At 68.7% G+C, this 21,786-nt stretch carries 13 protein-coding genes; 8 read left to right on the top strand and 5 right to left on the bottom strand.

Features of this window, described 5'->3' with window-relative positions; translation table 11 throughout:
• The first annotated feature begins 124 nt into the window (after nucleotides 1–124).
• On the top strand, nucleotides 125–2,293 hold the full coding sequence (locus CEK68_RS12615) for a phospholipase C, phosphocholine-specific (RefSeq protein ID WP_152239588.1): 2,169 nt from the start codon (nucleotides 125–127) through the stop codon (nucleotides 2,291–2,293).
• A 102-nt stretch (nucleotides 2,294–2,395) separates the two neighbouring features.
• Here CEK68_RS12615 and CEK68_RS12610 read toward each other — a convergent pair whose 3' ends face one another.
• Both CEK68_RS12610 and bla read right to left on the bottom strand, forming a co-directional pair.
• Nucleotides 2,396–3,319 (bottom strand): alpha/beta hydrolase, encoded by a 924-nt coding sequence (locus tag CEK68_RS12610; protein ID WP_152239600.1) that lies wholly within the window; start codon nucleotides 3,317–3,319, stop codon nucleotides 2,396–2,398.
• A gap of 292 nt (nucleotides 3,320–3,611) precedes the next feature.
• Complete coding sequence (gene bla, locus CEK68_RS12605) at nucleotides 3,612–4,520, bottom strand: class A beta-lactamase (protein WP_152239587.1); 909 nt, start codon at nucleotides 4,518–4,520, stop codon at nucleotides 3,612–3,614.
• A 98-nt stretch (nucleotides 4,521–4,618) separates the two neighbouring features.
• Here bla and CEK68_RS12600 point away from each other — a divergent pair, with 98 nt between their 5' ends.
• Both CEK68_RS12600 and CEK68_RS12595 read left to right on the top strand, forming a co-directional pair.
• Nucleotides 4,619–5,497, top strand: a complete 879-nt coding sequence (locus tag CEK68_RS12600; RefSeq protein WP_152239586.1) for a LysR substrate-binding domain-containing protein — start codon at nucleotides 4,619–4,621, stop codon at nucleotides 5,495–5,497.
• Nucleotides 5,498–5,686: 189 nt separating this feature from the next.
• Nucleotides 5,687–5,977: a hypothetical protein gene (locus tag CEK68_RS12595; protein WP_039727065.1), complete on the top strand. Its 291-nt coding sequence runs from the start codon at nucleotides 5,687–5,689 to the stop codon at nucleotides 5,975–5,977.
• A 433-nt stretch (nucleotides 5,978–6,410) separates the two neighbouring features.
• Here CEK68_RS12595 and CEK68_RS12590 read toward each other — a convergent pair whose 3' ends face one another.
• Nucleotides 6,411–8,270: an ABC-F family ATP-binding cassette domain-containing protein gene (locus CEK68_RS12590; RefSeq protein WP_152239585.1), complete on the bottom strand. Its 1,860-nt coding sequence runs from the start codon at nucleotides 8,268–8,270 to the stop codon at nucleotides 6,411–6,413.
• Nucleotides 8,271–8,522: 252 nt separating this feature from the next.
• Here CEK68_RS12590 and CEK68_RS12585 point away from each other — a divergent pair, with 252 nt between their 5' ends.
• The 3 genes from CEK68_RS12585 to CEK68_RS12575 all read left to right on the top strand — a co-directional run bounded on the left by CEK68_RS12585 (nucleotide 8,523) and on the right by CEK68_RS12575 (nucleotide 16,714).
• Nucleotides 8,523–10,913 carry a TonB-dependent receptor gene (locus tag CEK68_RS12585; protein ID WP_152239584.1) on the top strand — a complete coding sequence of 797 codons (2,391 nt, stop codon included), beginning with the start codon at nucleotides 8,523–8,525 and terminating at the stop codon, nucleotides 10,911–10,913.
• Nucleotides 10,914–11,226: 313 nt separating this feature from the next.
• Nucleotides 11,227–13,626 (top strand): TonB-dependent receptor, encoded by a 2,400-nt coding sequence (locus tag CEK68_RS12580; RefSeq protein WP_152239583.1) that lies wholly within the window; start codon nucleotides 11,227–11,229, stop codon nucleotides 13,624–13,626.
• 703 nt (nucleotides 13,627–14,329) lie between these two features.
• The gene (locus CEK68_RS12575) at nucleotides 14,330–16,714 is read left to right on the top strand and encodes a TonB-dependent receptor (RefSeq protein WP_152239582.1); all 2,385 of its coding nucleotides are present in this window, start codon (nucleotides 14,330–14,332) and stop codon (nucleotides 16,712–16,714) included.
• 280 nt (nucleotides 16,715–16,994) lie between these two features.
• Here the strand turns inward: CEK68_RS12575 and CEK68_RS21020 are convergent, their stop codons facing one another.
• Complete coding sequence (locus tag CEK68_RS21020) at nucleotides 16,995–17,168, bottom strand: hypothetical protein (RefSeq protein WP_193314193.1); 174 nt, start codon at nucleotides 17,166–17,168, stop codon at nucleotides 16,995–16,997.
• A gap of 342 nt (nucleotides 17,169–17,510) precedes the next feature.
• Here CEK68_RS21020 and CEK68_RS12570 point away from each other — a divergent pair, with 342 nt between their 5' ends.
• The gene (locus CEK68_RS12570; protein ID WP_026143831.1) at nucleotides 17,511–17,942 is read left to right on the top strand and encodes a hypothetical protein; all 432 of its coding nucleotides are present in this window, start codon (nucleotides 17,511–17,513) and stop codon (nucleotides 17,940–17,942) included.
• On the opposite strand, the gene CEK68_RS12565 is transcribed toward CEK68_RS12570, so the two are convergent.
• Complete coding sequence (locus tag CEK68_RS12565; protein ID WP_081613585.1) at nucleotides 17,932–19,446, bottom strand: MASE1 domain-containing protein; 1,515 nt, start codon at nucleotides 19,444–19,446, stop codon at nucleotides 17,932–17,934. The genes CEK68_RS12570 and CEK68_RS12565 overlap by 11 nt on opposite strands.
• A gap of 480 nt (nucleotides 19,447–19,926) precedes the next feature.
• On the opposite strand from CEK68_RS12565, the gene ybaL reads away from it, so the two are divergent.
• Complete coding sequence (ybaL, locus tag CEK68_RS12560; protein ID WP_152239581.1) at nucleotides 19,927–21,606, top strand: YbaL family putative K(+) efflux transporter; 1,680 nt, start codon at nucleotides 19,927–19,929, stop codon at nucleotides 21,604–21,606.
• Nucleotides 21,607–21,786: the final 180 nt, after the last annotated feature.

Raw genomic sequence — 21,786 nt, 5'->3', positions numbered from 1 at the left:
CAGCCAACAGCGCCAACAGCGCGGCGTCGCAGCGCCCTCATGGTCGACCTGTCACCGGCGCCGTGGCAGTCTCGCGGCGGCGGCCGATCCCGGCCGCCGCCGCATTGCGCTTCCCCGGACCCCCATGACCGACCAGACCCGCCGCCGGCTGCTCCGCGCCGGCCTCACCGCCAGCGCCGCCGCGCTGTTGCCGCCGAGCATCGCCCGCGCCGCCGCGATCGCCCCGGACGTGCGCAGCGGCACCCTCGACGACCTGCAGCACGTGGTGATCCTGATGCAGGAGAACCGCGCCTTCGACCATTACTTCGGCAGCCTTCCCGGCGTGCGCGGCTTCGGCGACCGTTTCCCGATCCCCGCCCCGCCGCTGCCCGACACCGCCCCGCGCACGGTCTGGCTGCAACCCAGCGCCGACGGCAGCCGCCAGCTCGCGCCGTTCCCGCTGCGCACCGCACGCGACTTCGCCACCATGCGCGTGCAGGGCACCCCGCACACGTGGCCGAACGCGCAGCAGGCCTGGGACCACGGCCGCATGGGCCAATGGCCGGCGGCCAAGCGCGACCACGCGCTGGCCCACTACGAACGCGACGACCTGCCGTTCCAGTTCGCCCTGGCCGACGCCTTCACCGTCTGCGACGCATACCACTGCGCGATCCAGGCCGGCACCAATCCGAACCGCGTGTTCCTGTGGACCGGCCAGAACGATCCGCATGCGCGCGCCGGCGGCCCGGCGATCGCCAACTCGCACGACAACTTCCCGGAACTGGGCGGCGACCCGGACGACTACCGCTGGCCCAGCTACGTCGAGGCGCTGCAGCAGGCCGGCGTGTCGTGGCAGATCTACCAGGACATGGCCGACAACTTCACCGACAACCCGCTGGCCGGCTTCGCGCCGTTCCGCGCGGCCTGGCGCGGCGCGCCCGGGCACGATCCGCAACTGCGCGCACGCGGCGTCTCCAGCCGCAGCCTGGCGCAGTTGCGCGAGGACGTGCTGGCCGCGCGGCTACCGTCGGTGAGCTTCATCATCGCCGACGCCGCCGGCAGCGAGCATCCCGATCCGTCCAGCCCGGCGCAGGGCGCGGCCTACACCGCGCGCGTGCTCGATGCGCTGACCGCCGATCCCAAGGTGTGGGCGCGCACCGCGCTGCTGCTGATGTTCGATGAGAACGACGGCTTCTTCGATCACGTGCCGCCACCGGCCCCGCCCTCGCCCGACCCGTCCGCGGCCGGCGGCTGGGCCGGCGCCTCCAGCGTCGCCACCGACGGCGAATACCACCTGCATCCTGCGCCGGGCGACGCCAAGGCCGATCCGCCGGAGCTGCGCGGGCGTCCCTACGGCCTGGGCCCGCGCGTACCGCTGTACGTGATCTCGCCGTGGAGCCGCGGCGGCTGGGTCGATTCGCAGGTCTACGACCACACCTCGGTGCTGCGCCTGCTGGAGCGCCGCTTCGGTGTCGCCGCCGCCGGCCTGACCCCTTGGCGTCGCGCGGTCTGCGGCGACCTGCTGAACGCCTTCGATTTCCGCCAGGCCGACACCCGTCCGTTCGTCGCCGACCTGCCGGACGTGCGCGAGGCGGCCGCGCGCGCCGCGGCGTTGCACGACCACGCAGTGCCACCGCTGCCGGCGCAGTTGCAGGCACCGCGCCAGGCGTTCGGCGTGCGCCGCGCACGTGCCTTGCCGTATCGGCCGACGGTGCAATTGCAGCACGTGCCGGAGCGCGGCGAGGTGCAGTTGCGCATGGCCAACACCGGCGCAGCGGCGGTGCTGCACGTCTACGACCGCTACCTCCTGGAGTCGATCCCGCGCCGCTACACGGTGGGCGCCGGCGCAACCCTGGACGGCACCTGGACCACCTACGACGGCAGCTACGACCTGTGGCTACTCGGCCCCAACGGCTTCCACCGCCACTACCGTGGCGACCTCAGCGCCCCGCTGCTGCAGGCCGAGATCGTCCAGGAGCCGACCGACGCGCAGGCACTGTGCCTGGTCCTGCGCAACCCCGGGACCGCCCCACTCAGCGTGTCCCTGGAACCGGCCGCCTACGCCCAGGCACAACCGCGCCAACGGGTGACGCTGGCGGCCGGCGCCGAGCAGTGCATTCGCTGGAATGCCAAGCCGAGCGGCGGCTGGTACGACCTGTGGCTGATCCAGGACAACGCGCGCCAGCGTCTGGCCGGCCGCGTGGAAACCGGCAAGCCCGGCATCAGCGATCCGGCCATGGGCGGGGCGGCGCGGCTGTATCAGGAGCCCGCCGGAGGCGGGCGGGATTCGGGAATCGGGATTGGGGATTCGTAAAAGCAGCTTCCGCGCGAGTTCGGGCTAGGACGCACGATTCGGGATTGGCAGAGATGCATCAGCGTGCAGGCACCGCTCTTGCGAATCCCCAATCCCGACTCCCTAATCCCGGCCCTCAAGCACCCCGATCGTCCGCAGCCAGGTCTCCACCAGCTGCGGCCACTGTGCGATCGGCAGGTTCTTGGCGCGCAGGCCGAAGGCGTGGCCGCCCTGGGCGTAGATATGCATTTCCGTCGGCACGTCGGCATGATTGAGTGCGACGTAGTACGCCAGCACCTGCGAGATGCCGTCCACGTAGTCGTCCTGCGCCTGCAGCAGGAAGGTCGGCGGGGTGTCGGCGGCGACGCGGATGTCCGGACGCAAGGCCAGATCGGTGGGATTGCGGGTGTCGTCATCCTCGTCCTCGTGCACCCACAGATGGCCGGGATACACGGCGATGGCGAAATCCGGGCGGCAGCTCACGCGGTCGGCGGCATCCACCAGCGGATAGGTGCGCTTGGCGAAATGCGTACTGGTCGCGGCGACCAGGTGGCCGCCGGCGGAAAAGCCCATCACCCCGATCTTGTGCGGGTCCACGCCCCAGGTGGTGGCCTGCTGGCGCACCAGGCCCAGCGTGCGCTGCGCGTCCTGCAGCGCGGTCTGCACCTTGGGGTAGTAGCGCCGGTCGTTGACCCAGGTCGGCCCGGAGTTCGGCACGCGGTACTTCAACAGCACGCAGGTGATGCCGCGCGAGACCAGCCAGTCGCAGATCTCCGTGCCCTCCAGGTCCATCGCCAGCATCTGGTAGCCGCCGCCGGGAAATACCACCACCGCGGCGCCGGTGTTGTGGCCCTGCGCTGGGTACACGGTCATGGTCGGCCGGCTGACGTTGTCGATCCTGGCCCCGGGCCCAGCCGTTTCCGGCTTCGGATGCGGCAGCGCATCCGGCACCACGCCAGGCCAGATCGGCACCTGCACGTGGCCCGGTGCGGGTTCCCAGACCCGCGCCTGCGCGGCGTGGGCAGACAGACCGAGGGCAATGGCCAACGAACAGCACACGAATCGACGCATGGGACGCTCCGAACAGGGTTGGGAATGGAAGGGACCGCACGATCAGTGAGCACGGCAACGGTGGCCGTGGCCGTTGGTACAACGCGGGCAATCGCGCGCGGCATCGACACGTGGCGTCGCCGATGATCGCGAGCAGCGTCTCGTACGCATGGCTGCGGTTCCCGCTCGTGGGATCAGCCGCGACGGACCTTCGCGATAAAACCTGTCGCGGCCGAAGCCGCGCCTACGGGAGATCGACCTGCATCCGGCGCGACAGCGCGCAACGCGCCTAGCCAGTACGCAGCGTCTGCGCAGGCAGCGAGGCAACGACGGCCTGCGCCACCGCTTTCAGCGTCGCATCGCGCGCGGCGCTGTCGACCGTGGCGCCGTTGAGATAGGCGGTGAGCAGCAGCGGCGTGGGCCGTCCCGGCGCCCAGACGATGGCGATGTCGTTGCGGGTATCGGTGCCGTTGCTGCCGGTCTTGTCGCCGATCCGCCAGCCCGCCGGCAGGCCGGCGCGCAGGCAGTCGTTGCCGGTACGGTTGTCGCGCATCCAAGCAATCAGGCGCTGTCGCGACACCGGCTGCAGTACGTCGCCGAGCAACAAGGCACGCATCGTCGCCGCCATCGCCGCCGGCGTGGTGGTGTCGCGCGGATCGCCGGCGACGAACTCGTTCATGCCCGGCTCGTTGCGGTCCAGTTGGGTCTGCGTATCGCCCAGCGCACGCAGGAAGCGGGTCACCCCGGGCGGGTCGCCGACCAGCGGCAGCAGCAGGTTGGCCGCGGTGTTGTCGCTGTAGATCATCGCCGCGCGGCACAGTTCGACCACGCTGAGGGTGCCGCCGACATGGCGCTCGGACACCGGCGCATTCGCCAGCAGATCCGCCTTGCGCACCGGCACGCGCCGCTCCAAGGCCAGTTCGCCGCGGTCGACCCGTTGCAGCACCGCCCCTGCCAATAGAAATTTGAAGGTACTGCACAGCGGGAAGCGCTCGTCTTGGCGCTGTCCGCCGAGCGTTGCGCCGCCGCCGTCGAGCAGGCTCACGCCGAGCCGGCCGCCACTGCGACGCTCGATCTCGGCCAGCCGCAGTTGTAGCGTCGGCGTCGGGTTTTTCGCGTTTTTTGCCTGTGCACCAGCCACGACCAGCAGGCTCGCGCCCATTCCCACACCCTGCAGGAACCGTCGTCTCGTCAGCATCGTCCACCTCCGTCGGGAGCCAGGATGATGGCCGCATTGACCCACCCCCACCAGCGAGGTTATTCAATCGCACCCATGAGCCAAATTGATACCTGGCGATGATCCGTCCGCATCTGCCGTTGAACGCCCTGCGTGCCTTCGAGGCCGCGGCGCGGCACCAGAACCTGACCCGTGCCGCCGCCGAGCTGTGCGTGACCCAGGCCGCGCTCAGCCATCAGATCAAACAGTTGGAGGCGCGCCTGGGCGCGGTGCTGTTCCAGCGCCTGCCGCGCGGCGTGGCCCTGACCGACGAAGGCCTGCGCCTGCATCCGGTGCTGACCGAGGCCTTCGACCGCATCGCCGGGACGCTGCAGCGCTTCGCCGGCGGCCGCTATCGCGAGACGCTGAGCGTGGGCGTGGTCGGCACCTTCGCGGTGGGCTGGCTGCTGCCGCGGCTGGACGCCTTCCACGCCGCGCACCCGGACATCGAACTGCGCGTGTACACCCACAACAACCGCGTCGACCTGGCCGGCGAAGGCCTGGACCTGGCGATCCGCTTCGGCGATGGCGACTGGCAGGGCCAGCACGCCACGCCGATCCTGGGCGCGCCGTTCGCGCCGGTGTGCGCGCCGGCACTGGCGCCGCTGCTGCGCACGCCCGCCGACCTCGCCAGGACCACGCTGCTGCGCTCCTACCGGCTGGACGAATGGCCGCGCTGGCTGCAGGCCGCCGGCGCGCCCGAGGTGCAGGCCGGCGGCCCGATCTGCGATGCCTCGCTGACCCTGGCCAGCATCGCCGCGGCCGGCCACGGTGTGGCCTTGCTGCCGCTGCGGCTGTTCGCCCAGGACCTGGATGCCGGGCGGCTGGTCTGTCCGTTCACCACCCGCATCGACCTGGGCCGCTACTGGCTGACCCGGCTGCGCTCGCGCGCGGAAAGCAACGCCGCCCGGCGCTTGCGCGAGTGGTTGCTGGCCGAGCAGGCCGCACTGACCGGCTGAGCGACGCCGCTGCCGCCGCATTGGGCGCCGGGAGGGCTTGGGCACACGCCGGCACGCACCTTGGCCTGACAGTAATGTGAAGAATTTGTGCACTGCCGCTTGGCGGCCGGGCAGGCCCGAAATATGATCCTGGTCGCAGTCGCACTGTGCGCCGGGGATGGCGCTGACCGTTTCGGGGGAAACATGCTGATGAACCGTGCTGTCCTGACCGCCCGTCCGGGCCTGGTCTCGCGTGACGTCGTGCTGGCAGCCGTCCTGGGCTGCCTGTGTGTGCTGCATCTGGCCTACTTCCTGCGCGGCGGCGCCAGCGAATGGCATTGGGCGCTCAGCGCCGCTGGCCTGGCGCTGATGGCGCTCAAGGCCAGCCTCCGGCCGACGCCGACCGCCCGCCCCTCGCTGCAGAGCCTGCGCTCGCGCACGCCGCTGGACTGGGCGGCGATCGCTGGCGGCCTGCTGGTCGTGGCCAGCGCTGCCGCCTGAGCGGCACGGGCCGGCGCCGCGCGCGTCGGCGGATGCGTCGTCCTCATCCTGCACGGCATGTCCGGCGCGTGCGCAGCCCTGGGCGCTGGCGCAGGCGATGCAGGTGGGACTTGCCGTTGGCTGAGGCGATGCGACGTCGGGGCTGAAGCCTCTCCCACACCGGGTACGCCGGCTCACGTTCCGGCCTCGCCTGGAGCGGCGTGAAGAAGCGATTGAAGCCCCTCTCCCACCGGGAGAGGGGTTGGGGTGAGGGTACGCCGGCACGCACGGCCGGCCACTCCGAGTCCCCAGGCACCCGCACCCTCATCCGCCCCTTTGGGGCACCTTCCCCCGAAAAGGGGGCCATGGTCCCGCAGGGAGAAGGAACCGTCAGCTCGACGTGGATCGTCCGTGCTCGCCGGCGCATACCGGCAATGGCGAGATCCACCGCGGCTCAGGCGCCGTCGATCAACTCCATCCACGCCTGCTCGGCCTGGGCCAGGTCGCGCGCGGCGGCCTCGCGCTCGCGGCCCAGCACCGCCATCTTCTCCGCATCGGCGTAGTGCTTGGGATCGGCGAGCTGGCGGTCGAGTTCGGCCAGCGCCGCTTCCAGTTCGCCCACGCGCTTCTCGGCGGCGGCCAGCTTGTGCGGGTTCGGCGGCTTCTTCGCCGGCATTGGCTTGACCGGCGGCGGCGGGGTCGGCACGGCCTCGGCCAGTTTCTGCTTGGTGCCCTGCGCGGCCGGGCGGGTGCGCAGCCAGGCGGCATAGGCGTCGAGGTCGCCGTCGAACGGCTCGACCACGCCGTCGGCCACGCGCCAGAAGGTGTCGCAGACCAGGCCGATCAGGTGGCGGTCGTGCGAGACCATCACGATCGCGCCCTCGAAATCGCTCAGCGCCTCGGCCAGCGCCTCGCGCATCTCCAGGTCGAGGTGGTTGGTCGGTTCGTCGAGCAGCAGCACGTTGGGCTGTTGCCAGGCGATCAACGCCAGCGCCAGGCGCGCGCGCTCGCCACCGGAGAACCCGTCGACCGGCTCGAACGCACGGTCGCCGGGGAAATTCCACTTGCCGAGGAAATCGCGGAACGCCTGGTTGCTGGCGTCCTTGTCGATCTCGCGCATGTGGTCCATCGGCGACTGGCCTTCGTGCAGCGACTCCACCGTGTGCTGGGCGAAGTAGCCGATACGCAGGTCCGGATGCGCCATGCGCTCGCCGGCGATCGGCGGCAGTTCGCCGACCAGGGTCTTGACCAGGGTGGTCTTGCCGGCGCCGTTGGGGCCGAGCAGGCCGATGCGCTGACCGGCCTCCAGGCCGAAACCGACGTTGTGCAGGATCACCGCGTCGGCGCCGTAACCGGCCTCGGCGTGATTGAGGCGGATCAGCGAGAACGGCAGCTTGGCCGGCGGCGCCAGTTCGATGCGGAACTCGCGCTCGGCGCGCACCGCCTCGGTGCCGGCCAGCTTCTCAAGGCGCTTCATCCGGCTTTGCGCCTGCGCCGCCTTGGACGCCTTGGCCTTGAAGCGGTCGATGAAGCTCTGCAGGTGGGCGCGCTCGGCCTGTTCCTTCTCGTGCGCGATCTGCTGCTGGCGCAACTGCTCGGCGCGCTGCCGCTCGAAATCGGTGTAGCCGCCGGTGTACAGCTTGGCGCCGCCGTTGTGCAGATGCAGGGTGTGGGTGGCGACGTTGTCGAGGAACTCGCGGTCGTGCGAGATCAGCAGCAGCGTGCCCGGGTATTTCAGCAGCCACTGCTCCAGCCAGTACACCGCGTCCAAGTCGAGGTGGTTGGTCGGTTCGTCGAGCAACAGCAGGTCGCTGGGCATCATCAGCGCGCGCGCCAGGTTCAGGCGCACGCGCCAGCCGCCGGAGAACGAGGACACCGCGCGGTGATGGGTCTCGGCCGGGAAGCCGAGGCCGTGCAGCAGCTTGCCGGCGCGCGCATCGGCGTCGTAGGCGCCCATCTCGGCCATCTTGGTGTGGGCGGCGGCGACCGCCTCCCAGTCCTCGCGCGCGGTCGCCTCGGCCTCTTCGGCCAGCACCGCGGCCACCGCGGTGTCGCCGCCGAGCACGAAGCTCAACGCCGGGTCCGGCAGCGACGGGGTTTCCTGGGCGACGCTGGCGATGCGCACCTTGCCGGGCAGGTCGACGTCGCCCTTGTCCGCCTCCAGTTCGCCCTTCACCGCCGCGAACAGGCTGGACTTGCCGGCCCCGTTGCGGCCGACCACGCCCACCCGGTAACCGGCATGCAGGGTGAGGTCGACATTGGACAGCAACAGCCGCTCGCCGCGGCGCAAGGCGAAATTACGTAGGGAAATCAAGGCAGGGCACTCGGCTAGCGAGGCGGAAGTGTAGCCGCTTCGCCCGTCCCGGCCCACCCGGGGCGGCGACGCGGCGCGGTCCGAGGCGGCGCGCGGGCCGCCGCGAAAACCCGACCCAGGTCCGTTTTTGTATACGCGCCCATGTGAAAAACGGATTTCAATTCGATGGCAAACGCTGCACCGCAGCATCCACCCCGCCCCACCGGAAATCGCCAGACCCGCGCCAATCCCCCAGCCAGGAGTCTCCGCCCGATGACGCAACGCCGCCTCCCCATCGTCCGTGCCGTCCTGCTCGTGCTCGCCTCCGGCAACAGCCTCGCCCAGTCCCAGCAGGCGCCGACGACGCTGGACAACATCATCGTCACCGGCACCCGCATCGCCGACCGCACGGTGGCCGAATCGCAATCGCCGATCGACATCATCGCGCCCGAGGCGCTGCAGGCCACCGGCGCCAGCGACCTCGCCAGCGCGCTCGGCAAGCTGCTGCCGTCGCTGAACTTCCCGCGCCCGGCGATCAACGACGGCAACGACGCGCTGCGCCCGGCGACCCTGCGCGGCCTGTCGCCGGATGCGGTGCTGGTGCTGCTGGACGGCAAGCGCTACCACACCACCTCGCTGGTCAACTACAACCCGTCGGTCGGGCGCGGCTCGGCGCCGGCCGACCTCAACTCGATTCCGATGTCGGCGATCGCGCGCATCGAAGTGCTGCGCGACGGCGCCTCCGCGCAGTACGGCTCCGACGCCATCGCCGGCGTCATCAACATCGTGCTCAAGCACGGCGCCAAGGCCGGCAGCAAAAGCGTCTCCGTCAGCGGCGGCATCATGGACAAGGGCGACGGCGCGCAGAACGGCATCGACGGCTCCTACGGGCTGGCCTTCGGCGGTGCGCCGGGCGGCGAGGCGCCGGGCTGGGTGCGGGTGTCGTGGAACTACCTCAACGCGATGAACACCAACCGCGCCGAGAACACCGACAAGGCCACCACCCTGGCCGGGGCCGCCAACCCCAGCGGCGTTCCCTACGAGCGCTACGGCGATCCCGCGCTGAAGACCTATCAGGGGCTGGTCAACTTCGGCTACGCGCTCACCCCGCACGTCGACCTGTACGGCTACGCCAACGTCAGCCGCCGCGAGGTGCTGTCCAACGGCTACTACCGCGCCTGGGACAACAGCGACCGCAACGTGCCGGCGGTCTACCCCAACGGCTTCCTGCCGCAGATCTACAACCCGTCCAACGACCGCGCCGCGGTGCTCGGCGTCAAGGGCAGCACCGACAGCGGCTGGACCTGGGACGTCTCCGCCGACTACGGGAAGAACGACGTCACCTTCGACCTGCGCAACACCATCAACACCAACCTGTACTGGAGCACCGGCGCCTCGCCGACGCGCTTCAACGCCGGCGGCTTCCGCAACGAGCAGAACGCGCTCAACGCCGACTTCAGCAAATCCCTGGACTGGGGCCTGGCCTATCCGGTCAACCTCGCCTTCGGCGCCGAGTACCGGCAGGACAAGTACGCCGTGGTGGCCGGCTCGCCCACCTCGATCTACTTCGATCCGAACGCCATCAACCCGGACACCGGCGCACCGTATCCGGGCGGTTCGCAAGTGTTCCCCGGCCTGTCGCCGACCGTGGCGGGGCAGTTCCAGCGCCACAGCAAGGCGGTGTACGCGGACCTGGAAGCGGACCTGAGCGAGCGCCTGTCCGGCGGCGTGGCCGCACGCTACGAGGACTACAGCGATGCCGGCACCACCCGCTCGGGCAAGCTGTCGGCGCGCTATCAGCTCAACGACGCCTTCGCCGTGCGCGGCACGATCTCCAACGGCTTCCGCGCGCCCTCGCTGGCGCAACAGAACTACGCCTCGGTGGTGACCCTGCCGGTGGACGGCGTCCTCAGCCAGATCGGCACCTACCGCACCTCCGACCCGGTGGCCATCGCGCTCGGCGCCAAACCGCTGGCGCCGGAGAAATCCACCAACTACAGCATCGGCGCGGTCTGGCAGCCCGGCGGCGGCTTCAATTCCACCCTGGACCTGTACCAGATCCGCATCTGGGACCAGATCCTGTACTCGGACCAGATCTCGCTGGCCGTGCCGATCGGCCAGGTCAGCGCCGCGCAGTTCTTCGTCAACGGCGCCACCACCCGCACCCGCGGCGTGGACTGGGTGAGCAACTACCTGCTCGACCTCGACCGCGCCGGCACGCTCAACCTGAGCTTCAGCGCCAACTACAACAAGATCGAGATCCTGGAGATCTCCGATCCGAACTTCGGCCGCGCCAGCCAGGGCCTGCTGACCGATGCCACGCCGCGCACCAAGTACGTGCTCAGCGGCGACTGGAGCCTGGCCGGCTGGACCCTGCATGGCGACGCCACCCGCTACGGCGCCATCACCCGCCGCGGCGACGACGCCGACGGCAGCCAGGATCAGGCCTTCGCCGCGCGCTGGCTGCTGAACCTGTCCACCAGCTACGCCTGGCACGACCTCACCTTCACCGTCGGCGCCGACAACGTCACCAACCAGTACCCGACCCGGACCGCGCTGAACAACATCTACGACGACCGCCCCAACGGCCTGCAGTACTCGCCGCTGTCGCCGTTCGGCTTCAACGGGCGCTACTGGTACGGGCGGGTGAGCTACCGCTTCTGAGCGACCCTGGCGGGCGTCGCCGCGATGGGCGACGACGTCCGCCACGCGCGACTCGCGCGGACGACAGGCCTATGCCGCAGCTGTCCCGGTGGGCGCGGACGCTACCGGGACGTTGTGCGTGCCTCCCCATTGCGGACGGCGGCGCGCGGCGTTCTGCCACCCCTTAGAACGCAATGGAATAAGAACATGCGCTTGCATCCTGCGACGCAGCACGCATGTTAAAAAATAATTAGACATCCCTGAGGACGCGGCCTGCCGGCCCTGCCGGTCGCCGCACGCCCCGCCTGCCGTTTCGGCACCTGCTGGAGTTTTTATGAACCGTCCGTTGTCGCTGCTGGCGAGCGCCGTGCTCGCCGCCCTCGCCGCCCCTTCCTTCGCCCAGACCGCGTCCGACGCGCCGAGCACGCCCAGCACGCCCAGCACACTGGACACGGTGATCGTCACCGGCACCCGCGTCAGCGACCGCACCGTCGCCGAGTCGCAATCGCCGATCGACATCATCACCCCCGAGGCACTGCAGGCCACCGGCACCTCGGAACTGGCCACCGCGCTGTCGCGTGCCCTGCCCTCGCTGAACTTCCCGCGCCCGGCGCTGACCGACGGCACCAGCGGCATCCGCCCGGCGCAGTTGCGCGGGCTCTCGCCCGACCAGGTGCTGGTGCTGGTCAACGGCAAGCGCCGCCACACCTCGGCGATGATCAACGTCAACGGCACCATCGGCCGCGGCGCCTCGGCGGTGGATCTCAACGCGATCCCGATCGCCGCGATCGAGCGGGTGGAAGTGCTGCGCGACGGCGCCTCGGCGCAGTACGGCTCCGACGCCATCGCCGGCGTGGTCAACATCGTGCTCAAGGGCGCCGGCGAAGGCGGCAGCCTGGCCGTGGAGCACGGCAAGTACTCGGCCGGCGACGGCGCCAAGTCGCAGCTCTCCGGCGATACCGGGGTCGGCTTCGGCGACGGCCGCGGCAGCCTGCACGTGGCCGGGCAGATCAGCCAGCAGGACGCCACCAACCGCGCCGGCCCCTACCAGGGCACCGCGCCGAACACCGGCAACTATCCCGGCATCGGCCAGACCACCTTCGTCTACGGCGACCCCAAGGTCGACGCCACCGCGGTCTCGGCCAACGGCGAGTTCCGCTTCAGCGACAACCTCACCGGCTACGCCACCGCGATCGCCAGCAACCGTGACATCACCTCGTTCGCGTTCTACCGCTCGCGCAACCACAACGGCCAGACCGCGCTGCTGGCGCAGGTCTACCCAGACGGCTACGTGCCGCAGATCGAGCAGTACTCCAAGGACCGCTCGCTGGTCGCCGGCCTGAAGGGCAGCACCGCCGGCGGCTTCGCCTGGGACGTCAGCTACAACTACGGCTACAACAAGGTCGACTTCCACACCGCCAACAGCATCAACTACAGCCTCGGCGCGGACAGCCCGCGGCGCTTCTACGACGGCGCGCTGGAGTACACCCAGAACGCGGTCAACGCCGACTTCACCCAGCCGCTGGATTGGGGCCTGGCCTATCCGGTGACGCTGTCCTTCGGCGCCGAGTACCGCCAGGAGAAGTGGAACCAGTCGCCCGGCGAGCCGGCCTCGTACACTGGCACCACCGGCGGCGCGCAGGGCTTCGCCGGCTTCGCGCCGCTCAACGCCGTGCATTCGGACCGCCACAACTACGCGGTGTACGCGGGGCTGGAAGCCGACCTCACCGACAAGTTCTCCGCCGGCCTCACCGGCCGCTACGAGGACTACTCGGATTTCGGCAGCAAGACCTCCGGCAAGCTGTCGGCGCGCTACGCGTTCACCGACAAGGTGGCGCTGCGCGGCACCGTCGCCAGCGGCTTCCGCGCGCCGTCGCTGGCGCAGCAGCAGTACCAGGCGGTGACCAGCAGCTACATCAACGGCAGCTTCTTCGAATCCGGCACCTTCCCGGTGAACAGCGCCGTGGCCCAGGCCCTGGGCGCTGCGCCGCTGAAGGCCGAGACCTCGCTGTCCTATAGCCTGGGCCTGGTGCTGCAGCCGGTCGAGCGCCTGTACCTGACCGTGGACGCGTACCAGATCGAGATCGACGACCGCATCCTGCTGTCGTCCAACCTCAACGATGCGGCGGTGCTGGGCAAACTGCGCCAGCTCGGCTACAGCAACGTCACCAGCGTGCGCTACTTCAGCAACGCCGCCGACACCCGCACCCGCGGCGTCGACGTGGTCGGCACCTACAGCATCCCGCTGGCGGCCAGCACGCTGGACCTCACCGCCAGCTACGGCTACAGCAAGACCGACATCACCCATGCGGTGACCCAGCCGCAGGCGCTGGCCGCGATCGGCTCGACCCAGACCACGCTGGGCCGCGACGAGATCGGCCGCCTGGAAGACAGCTACCCGAAGGACAAGCTGATCCTCAGCGGCACCTGGAAGCTGCCGAAGTGGGACCTGAGCCTGGCCGCCACCCGCTACGGCGAATTCACCGTGCGCAATTCGGCCACCGCCGCCCGTGACCAGACCTACGGCGCGGACTGGGTGGTCGACGCCTCGGCCAGCTTCAAGCCGAGCACCAACTGGACGCTGACGCTGGGCGCGGACAACGTGTTCGACCAGTACCCGGACAAGACCGCCAACCTGATCAACTCCACCTACGGCATGCTCCCGTACAGCAACTACTCGCCGTACGGTTTCAACGGCGCCTACGTGTACGGGCGGATCAATTACCGCTGGTGATCGCACGCGCGGGCATCGATTGCGCCTGCGTTGAACGGCATGACGACGGCCCGGGTTTCCGGGCCGTTGTTGTTGTTGGGACGGGGATTTGGGATTTGGGATTTGGGATTGGAGATTCGCCAGCCTGCGACGTTTTCGCCGGCCTGAACGTTTTTGCAGGAGCGGCTCCGGCCGCGGCACGATGCTGTCCATGGGGCGCGGCTGAAGCCGCTCCTCCGGCGCATGGATCGGGCGTCCTTGTGGAAGGGACTTCAGTCCCGACGCATGAAGGTGCCGGCTGGCGCTGGGCTTCACTCGTCGCGGCTGAAGCCGCTCCCACAAGCGCCATACGCATTGCTCGCGAGATGCTGCGCTCGTGCAACCGCGACGCGCCCAACACCGTGCTCTGCCTCGTGCCGCGCAGCCAGCATCCCTCACATCGCACTGCGAAAAACGCCGCAGCACCCGCGCGCAGGCACCGCCGCGTGCACCATGTCCGTGCGCATGGCCTGCATTTTGTCTACACGCTCGGAAAATCCCGGGATTGGCGCTGCCGCAACGCCTGCAGCAGTGGTTGCAATTGCAACCTCGCCATCAGGCTTAACGGAATATTGACTCCATTGACATCAACCGGTAATCCCTAGGTCGCGTCGTCGCATCCGCCAGGGGACAGGGGAGTGCGCATGCAGCGGCGCCTCCCCCCACTTCTGGAGCCGCCTCCCCCATGACGCGCACGCTCACTCCGCTCGCCCACGCCGTCGCCCTGTGCCTGGCGACGTCCGCCGTTTCGGTCCACGCGCAGAACACCGGCAACGCGCAAACGCTGGACACCGTCATCGTCACCGGTACGCGTGTGGCCGATCGCACCGTCGCCGAATCGGCCTCGCCGATCGACATCATCTCGCCGGAGACGCTGCAGTCCACCGGCACCACCGAACTTGCCACTGCGCTGTCGCGCGCGGTGCCCTCGCTGAACTTCCCGCGCCCGGCGATCACCGACGGCTCCGATGCGGTGCGCCCGGCGCAGTTGCGCGGGCTCTCGCCGGACCAGGTGCTGGTGCTGGTCAACGGCAAGCGCTACCACACCACCGCGCTGGTCAACCTCAACGGCGCGCAGGGCCGCGGCTCCTCGCCGGCCGATCTCAACACCATTCCCATCGCCGCGGTCGAACGCATCGAAGTGCTCCGCGACGGTGCCTCAGCGCAATACGGTTCCGACGCCATCGCCGGCGTCATCAACATCGTGCTCAAGGGCAGCGGCACGGGCGGCAGCCTGGCCGGGCGCTACGGCAAATACAGCGCCGGCGACGGCGAGCAGTACCAGCTCTCCGGCGATGCCGGGCTCACCTTCGCCGAGACCGGCACAGTGCACTTCGCCGCGCAGGCAGGACACCAGGACCAGACCGACCGCGCCACGCCGTACCAGGGCCAGGTGCAGCAGCGCTACGGCGACCCCGACGTGGACCAGGGCGCGGTCTCCTACAACGGTCAGTACAGCCCGGCCGACTACATCACCTTCTATTCCTACGCGATGCTCAGCCGCCGCGAGGTGCTGTCCAACGGTTACTTCCGCTGGTCCGGCGACAACCGCAACCGCCCGGAGATCTACCCCGACGGCTTCCTGCCGCAGATCTACAACGTCAGCAAGGACGTGTCCTGGGTCGGCGGGGTCAAGTCCAGCACCGCCGGCGGCCTGGCCATCGACCTCAGCTACAACTACGGCCGCAACGATCTGAGTTTCGACGTGCGCCACAGCCTCAACAACAGCCTCGGCCTGGCCAGTCCCACCGAGTTCTATGCGGGCGCGCTGCAGGTCACCCAGAACGTGCTCAACGCCGACTTCAGCAAATCGCTGGAGGTCGGCCTGGCCTACCCGGTGACCCTGGCCTTCGGCGCCGAGTGGCGCGGCGAGAAGTTCAACGAATCGCCGGGCGCGCCGGCGTCCTACGTCAACGGCGGCATTCCCTCGGCCAACGGCACCCTGCTTCCGGGCGCGCAGGTGTTCGCCGGCTTCAAGCCCGGCGACTCCGGCCACTACGATCGCAACAGCTACTCGGCCTATCTCGACCTGGAAGGCGACATCACCGACAAGTTCTCCGCCGGCCTCGCCGGGCGCTACGAGAACTACAGCGACTTCGGCGACACCGCAACCGGCAAGCTGTCGCTGCGCTACGCCTTCAGCCCGAAGGTCGCGTTGCGCGCCACCGTCTCCACCGGCTTCCGCGCACCGTCGCTGCAGCAGCAGTATTTCCAGTCGGTCGCCACCAACTTCATCAACGTCGCCCAGCCCGACGGCAGCATCGCCGCCACGCCGTTCGAGATCGGCACCTTCCGCACCGACAACCCGGCGGCGATCGCGCTCGGCGCCGAACCGCTGAAGGCCGAGAAGTCCAAGAACTACGGCCTGGGCCTGGTGCTGCAGCCGGTGGACGCGCTGTACATCACCCTCGATGCCTACCGCATCGACATCGACGACCGCATCGTGCTCTCGGAGAATCTCACCTCCACGGCAGTACGCAACTACCTGCAGGGCAACGGCTACGCCGGCATCGGCGGCGGCCGCTACTTCACCAACGCCATCGACACCAAGACCCAGGGCGTGGATGCGATCGGCACCTACAAGCTCACGCTGCCCGCGAGCAGCCTCGATCTCACCGCCGGCTACAACTACAACAAGACCGACATCGAGAAGATCGCCGGCAATCCTGCGGTCCTGGAAGCGATCGACCCGACCGCGGTACGCATCGGCCGTGCCGAGATCGGGCGCATCACCCGCGGTTCGCCGCGCGACAAGTTCTTCCTGAGCAGCGTATGGTCGCCCGGCGCCTGGGCCTTCACCGCCACGGCCACGCGCTGGGGCGAATTCACCGACTTCGGCACCACGCCGGCCGCCGACCAGACCTATGCGGCCAAATGGACCCTGGACCTGTCGGCCGCGTACACGCTGGGCCGCTGGCGCGTGACCGTCGGCGGCGACAATGTGCTCAACGAGTATCCCGACCGCTCGCGCGCCGGCGCCGGCACCCGCACCTATCTGCCGTACAGCACGTCCTCGCCGTTCGGCTTCAACGGCGCCTTCGCCTACGCCAACGTCAACTACAGCTGGTGATGCATTGCGGCGGCGGTGTCCCGGCACCGCCGCCGCCGCGTTCATCGCAGACAACGCCGCGACCGCATGTCCGCCAGGTCGGTCTCGATGGCGTGCGGCGCTACACCGCTGACGCAGGAATCGGATGGGCATCAACGCGGCGGTGACGAAGCGTCGGCAAAGCGCGCGCCCATAAGCCTCGTCCCGTTCGGCAACGCATCGCACTCGCGCCGTCATCCGTTCGACCCATGCGTTTGCAGCGACGCGCCGCCTGATCGCGGCCGACAGCGACGCAGAGGCGTCAAACATTCGCCGCGCGATCCGGGCGCATCGGGCCGAGCGACTGCTCCGATCCCGTCACGTCGGTGATGGCCATCTCAGACACGACACGACTCGTGATCGCATTCGACACACGCCGGGCGACGGCGCGATGGATTTCCCCACGATGCAACGCAATCGCCATCGACAGCGGCATTCGGCATCAGTTGGCTGTGCCGAACGCGGAAGCGCCAGCAACAACATGCCCTGCTGCACCGCGAGGACATACCCGCAATATGTGGCATGGAAACTGCAATAAGGTCCACGCCCGACACCCCGGCGATGCCGGATGGTCGACGCGAATCGCGCGTGACCTGGGGCCATACCTGAGCAAGCCGATGCGGCGTATTTGCGGGAATTCTTCCGCAAAAATAAGCGTGAGCCACATCACAAGTATGAATCGATTGATTATTTGTCAACAGTGGCCTGTTGCGATTCGCGTAATGTGGAATCGCCTGAACGGCAGGCAAAAAAGCCCCATCCGGGGAAGGACCTGATTATGTGGAAAACTTCTAAACTCGCGACACTCTCGGGCATCGTGCTCTGCTCTGCGCTGGCGTCCAATGCCTATGCACAGAGCTGCTGTCCGGGCGGCGGTGTCGGTACGCCGATCGCCATTCGCGGCTTCGGCGAGAGCGCACCAGCGGCGACCAACCTGTCCACCAACGCATCGGTGCGCATCTATCAGTTCGAGCGTAACGGCGTGACCTACCTGCAGATCAACGACAGCACCGGTCAGGTGCGCGGTGCGGTCGGCCGCGTCGGCGACACCGCCTGGGTGACGCCGATGGGCAAGGACGTGGATCGGGTGAGCACCGTCGACACCTTCGACAGCAGCCGCGGCACCGTGGTCTACGATGCGCGCTACTTCACCGTGCAGGTGACCAGCGGCGCCAACGGCGACGTCTGGACCGTGACCATCAAGAAATAACGGTCTTTTGCAGCGGCTCGGAGATCAGGAAACTGATCTTCCGCTCATGACGGCGCCGGCAGGTGCCGTCATGAGCCTTTAACCGGCTTGCCAACTCCCAGTCCATCTCGTCAGCGCTATGCTGCCTGCGATCGCTGCCCGGCATCGCCGCATCGGCTTCCACGGTCACCACCACGCCGCGCTTGCCGCGCGCCGTCCAGACCCGTGCAGTGATCGTGTGCCGGCCCGCATCGGGCAGGATTTCCATGGCGTTGAGCACACAGCGATACGCCGCCAGTTGCAGCCCGATCGACAGCCGCCGCGAATCCCCGTGCAGCCTCGCCTCGACCTCGGTATCGCAGGCGTTGGCGAAGGCGATGGAGTTCAGCGCGCCGTACAGGCCGTGGGTTTCGATATCCAGCGGATACAGCGCCGCGACGTAATCGTCCAGCAACTGCGCCTGGATCACCCCAGTACGGTTCATTTCCATCGCCGCGGCGTAGTGGCCGTGCTCCTTCAGCGTGCTGGCGATGTCGCGGCGCAGCTTGTTGATGTGCACATGGATGTCGGTGTACTCGATCACGCGGTTACGCAGGGTGCGCTCGGCCGACATGTAGCTGGCCTGGGCGACTTGCAGGGCCTGCCTTTCGGCAAAGCCGAAGCGTTGCGCCTGGTCGAAGGCGACAGAGAGCCTGGCGCCTAGCGAAGCGAGCGCAGTCACCGCGAATGCCACCAACAACTGCACCTGCAATGTGTCCGCATCGTAGGCACCGGCATAGTTGGTCTTTGGCAGTGACATGGCCACCGCAAAGTTGGCCATCACAACACCGATTGCAGCGCCTCGCCATGCATGCTTGAACGTCAGCCACACAGCCGGCGCGATCATCAGAACCAGAACGAACTGGCGCAGCACACCCTCGGCCTGCATTGCCCCAGCGAACAGGACGGCCATCAGTAACGTAGCGACGCCTGCGCTGTGCAGCAGCGTCCTTCGCTCGCCTGTATCTCCCTCTCCTCGCCTGACCCACAGCAGGGCGGGAAAGACGAACATGACGATACCCAGATAGAAACCTATCCAGAACTTCAGCGTGTTTTCCAGATTGATATAGGCGGCAGGCCCACCCAGCAGCCAGTTGACTCCCTTGTTGACGAGCACTGCCCACAATGCCGCGCACAGGCAGATCAGCGGCAGCCAGCTCTGCTCGACCCGGAAATCAGGAAGGCTGCGCCGGACCGCCCAAGGCAGCAGCGAGAAGGCCGGCATCAACAGGAACGAGCTGCCGTACACCCAGACCGGATTTGCCCCGCCCTCCTCGATCATCGGCACACGCATGCTCAGCAGCGCCGCCGCGTCTCCCAGAAAAACGTAGGGCCATAGCCGATACGGGAGAAACAGCAGTGCTGCGGTGCGCAGTCCGATCGGCAGGAACCATTGATCCAGAGAGCAGTGCCACACGGCCAGGTAGGCCGCGCAGTACACCGCGCTCAAGAGGATTCCGCTCGCGAATGTCTTCAGTCTAGCCATGCCACCCTGGTCCTGGCAGGACACCTAATTGGCGCAAACATACACCACGGCATGGGCCGAAACAGTAGACAGATAACGTCCATCATCCGGTGTAATGTCTTTCCCGACAGGGAGTTGCGCGAGGGACCCGATCGCTGCGACTTCCATCCCACTCAGGGTGTCGGGGAGCGGGAGCCGGGGCTGGGATGCGGCACCGCCCGGGTCGCCGGTTGCGCGGCTCGCGGCCCTGGCACGCGCGTCCATGCCCCACCTGCGCGATGCCGAGGGCATGCGTCTCGCGGCGGCCTGCTCCCGATGGCGGCCGTCCAGCCGCCGCCCGAGATCGTCCCGTCCTGTCGCCGCACGCACAGCCCGCCACGTAATGGGCCTGTGGCCCAATCACAATGCCCGGGGTCCGCCAGCCGTTTGGCGCCCCCCATCCATTTGCCGACAAAAGCCCCGATCGGCGACACTCGAGGCCTACTTGTTCTGCGATCCTGAATGCATCACGACACCAGTCTCATCGACATCATCGCGGTCGGGCTCGCGCTCGCCTTCATCCTCGGCACGCTCGCCCACCGCCTCAAACTCTCGCCGCTGGTCGGCTATCTGGTGGCGGGCATCTGCGTGGGCCCGTTCACGCCGGGCTTCGTCGCCGACCAGGCCCTGGCCACCCAGTTGTCGGAACTGGGGGTGATGCTGCTGATGTTCGGCGTGGGGCTGCACTTCTCTCTCGAAGACCTGATGGAAGTGAAGTGGATCGCGATCCCCGGCGCGCTGGCGCAGATCGCGGTCGCCACCCTGCTCGGTTGGGGCCTGGCCTGGAGCATGGGCTGGCCGACCCTGCACGGCCTGGTGTTCGGCCTGGCGCTGTCGGTGGCCAGTACCGTGGTGCTGCTGCGGGCGATGGAGGAACGGCGCCTGCTGGAAACCCTGCGCGGGCGCATCGCGGTCGGCTGGCTGATCGTGGAGGACCTGGTGATGGTGCTGGCGCTGGTGCTGCTGCCGGCACTGGCCGACGCGCTCGGCGGCAAGGGCGCCGACACCGGGGCGATCCTCGGCGCGCTCGGCGTCACCCTGCTGAAGATGGCCGCGTTCGTGGCGGTGATGCTGGTGGTCGGCCGCCGCGCGATTCCGTGGGCGCTGGAGAAGGTCGCCGCGACCGGCTCGCGCGAACTGTTCACCCTGTCGGTGCTGGCGATCGCGCTGGGCGTGGCGTTCGGCTCGGCCACCCTGTTCGGCGTGTCGTTCGCGCTGGGCGCGTTCTTCGCCGGCATGCTGCTGAAGGAATCCGAGCTCAGCCACAAGGCCGCCAACGACTCGCTGCCGCTGCGCGACGCCTTCGCGGTGCTGTTCTTCGTCTCGGTGGGCATGCTGTTCGATCCGCACATCCTGGTCGAGCATCCCTGGCAGGTGCTGGCCACGTTCCTGACCATCACCGTCGGCAAGTCGCTGGCCGCCTTCGTGATCGTGCGGGCGTTCGGCCACCCTACCGGCATCGCCCTAACCATTTCCACCAGCCTGGCGCAGATCGGCGAGTTCTCCTTCATCCTCGCTGGCCTGGGCGTGAGCCTGGCGATCCTGCCCGAGACCGGCCGCGACCTGATCCTGGCCGGCGCGCTGCTGTCGATCATCGCCAACCCGCTGCTGTTCACCTGGCTGGACCGCTGGCAGGCGCGGCAGGCGGTGGAGGCGCCGGTGACGGTGGAGCCGGAGTTGCCGCCGGGTCCGTCGCTGGACCTGGTCGACCACGCCATCGTGATCGGCTACGGCCGGGTCGGCAGCGCGCTGGCGGCGGTGCTGCGCGAGCGCGGCGTGCCGGTGCTGGTGATCGACGACAACCGCGACCACGTCGAGCGCGCTCACGCCGACGGCATCCCCGGCATCCGCGGCAGCGCCGCCGCCGACCGCGTGCTGGCCGAGGCGCACCCGGACAAGGCCAAGATCGCGATCCTGGCGATCCCGCAGCCGCTGGAGGCCGGCGAAGCCCTGGCCAAGCTGCGTGCGCTGAACCCGACGCTGACCCTGCTGGCGCGTGCGCACAGCGACGCCGAGGTCAAGCACCTGCTCGACCACGGCGCCGACGGCACGGTGATGGCCGAGCGCGAGCTGGCCTATTCGCTGGCGGAAATGGTGATGGCGACGCCGCCGTATCGGGGGATGCGCGCCGCGGCGCGCTGAGGCCTTGACCGCAGGGATGAGGGATTGGGGATTCGCAAAAGCGGCTCCTCTTCGGCGAGTGAGTCGCAGCGAAAAGTGTGGTGGCGCACAGAAAGCGTCTACGGCGGCCGTGAAGACCTGTAGCGAATCTTCTTGATAAGCATTCTCGTTTGCGGCAGGATTGCGCTCCCTTCCCCAGTT

It is taken from the genome of Xanthomonas sp. LMG 12461 (assembly GCF_009192935.1).
GTDB classification, from domain to species: domain Bacteria; phylum Pseudomonadota; class Gammaproteobacteria; order Xanthomonadales; family Xanthomonadaceae; genus Xanthomonas_A; species Xanthomonas_A sontii.
The sequence above is the reverse complement of the archived record's forward strand: the minus strand, read 5'-3'. Positions and strand labels throughout refer to the sequence as shown.

Excerpts from the sequence above, each read along its gene's own strand:
- CEK68_RS12585 (WP_152239584.1), top strand. The coding sequence starts at position 8,523 with ATGACGCAACGCCGCCTCCCCATCGTCCGTGCCGTCCTGCTCGTGCTC.
- CEK68_RS12565 (WP_081613585.1), bottom strand. The coding sequence starts at position 19,446 with ATGGCTAGACTGAAGACATTCGCGAGCGGAATCCTCTTGAGCGCGGTG.
- CEK68_RS12575 (WP_152239582.1), top strand. The coding sequence starts at position 14,330 with ATGACGCGCACGCTCACTCCGCTCGCCCACGCCGTCGCCCTGTGCCTG.
- CEK68_RS12600 (WP_152239586.1), top strand. The coding sequence starts at position 4,619 with ATGATCCGTCCGCATCTGCCGTTGAACGCCCTGCGTGCCTTCGAGGCC.
- CEK68_RS12595 (WP_039727065.1), top strand. The coding sequence starts at position 5,687 with ATGAACCGTGCTGTCCTGACCGCCCGTCCGGGCCTGGTCTCGCGTGAC.
- CEK68_RS12580 (WP_152239583.1), top strand. The coding sequence starts at position 11,227 with ATGAACCGTCCGTTGTCGCTGCTGGCGAGCGCCGTGCTCGCCGCCCTC.
- CEK68_RS21020 (WP_193314193.1), bottom strand. The coding sequence starts at position 17,168 with ATGCCGCTGTCGATGGCGATTGCGTTGCATCGTGGGGAAATCCATCGC.
- CEK68_RS12570 (WP_026143831.1), top strand. The coding sequence starts at position 17,511 with ATGTGGAAAACTTCTAAACTCGCGACACTCTCGGGCATCGTGCTCTGC.
- ybaL (WP_152239581.1), top strand. The coding sequence starts at position 19,927 with ATGCATCACGACACCAGTCTCATCGACATCATCGCGGTCGGGCTCGCG.
- CEK68_RS12615 (WP_152239588.1), top strand. The coding sequence starts at position 125 with ATGACCGACCAGACCCGCCGCCGGCTGCTCCGCGCCGGCCTCACCGCC.
- bla (WP_152239587.1), bottom strand. The coding sequence starts at position 4,520 with ATGCTGACGAGACGACGGTTCCTGCAGGGTGTGGGAATGGGCGCGAGC.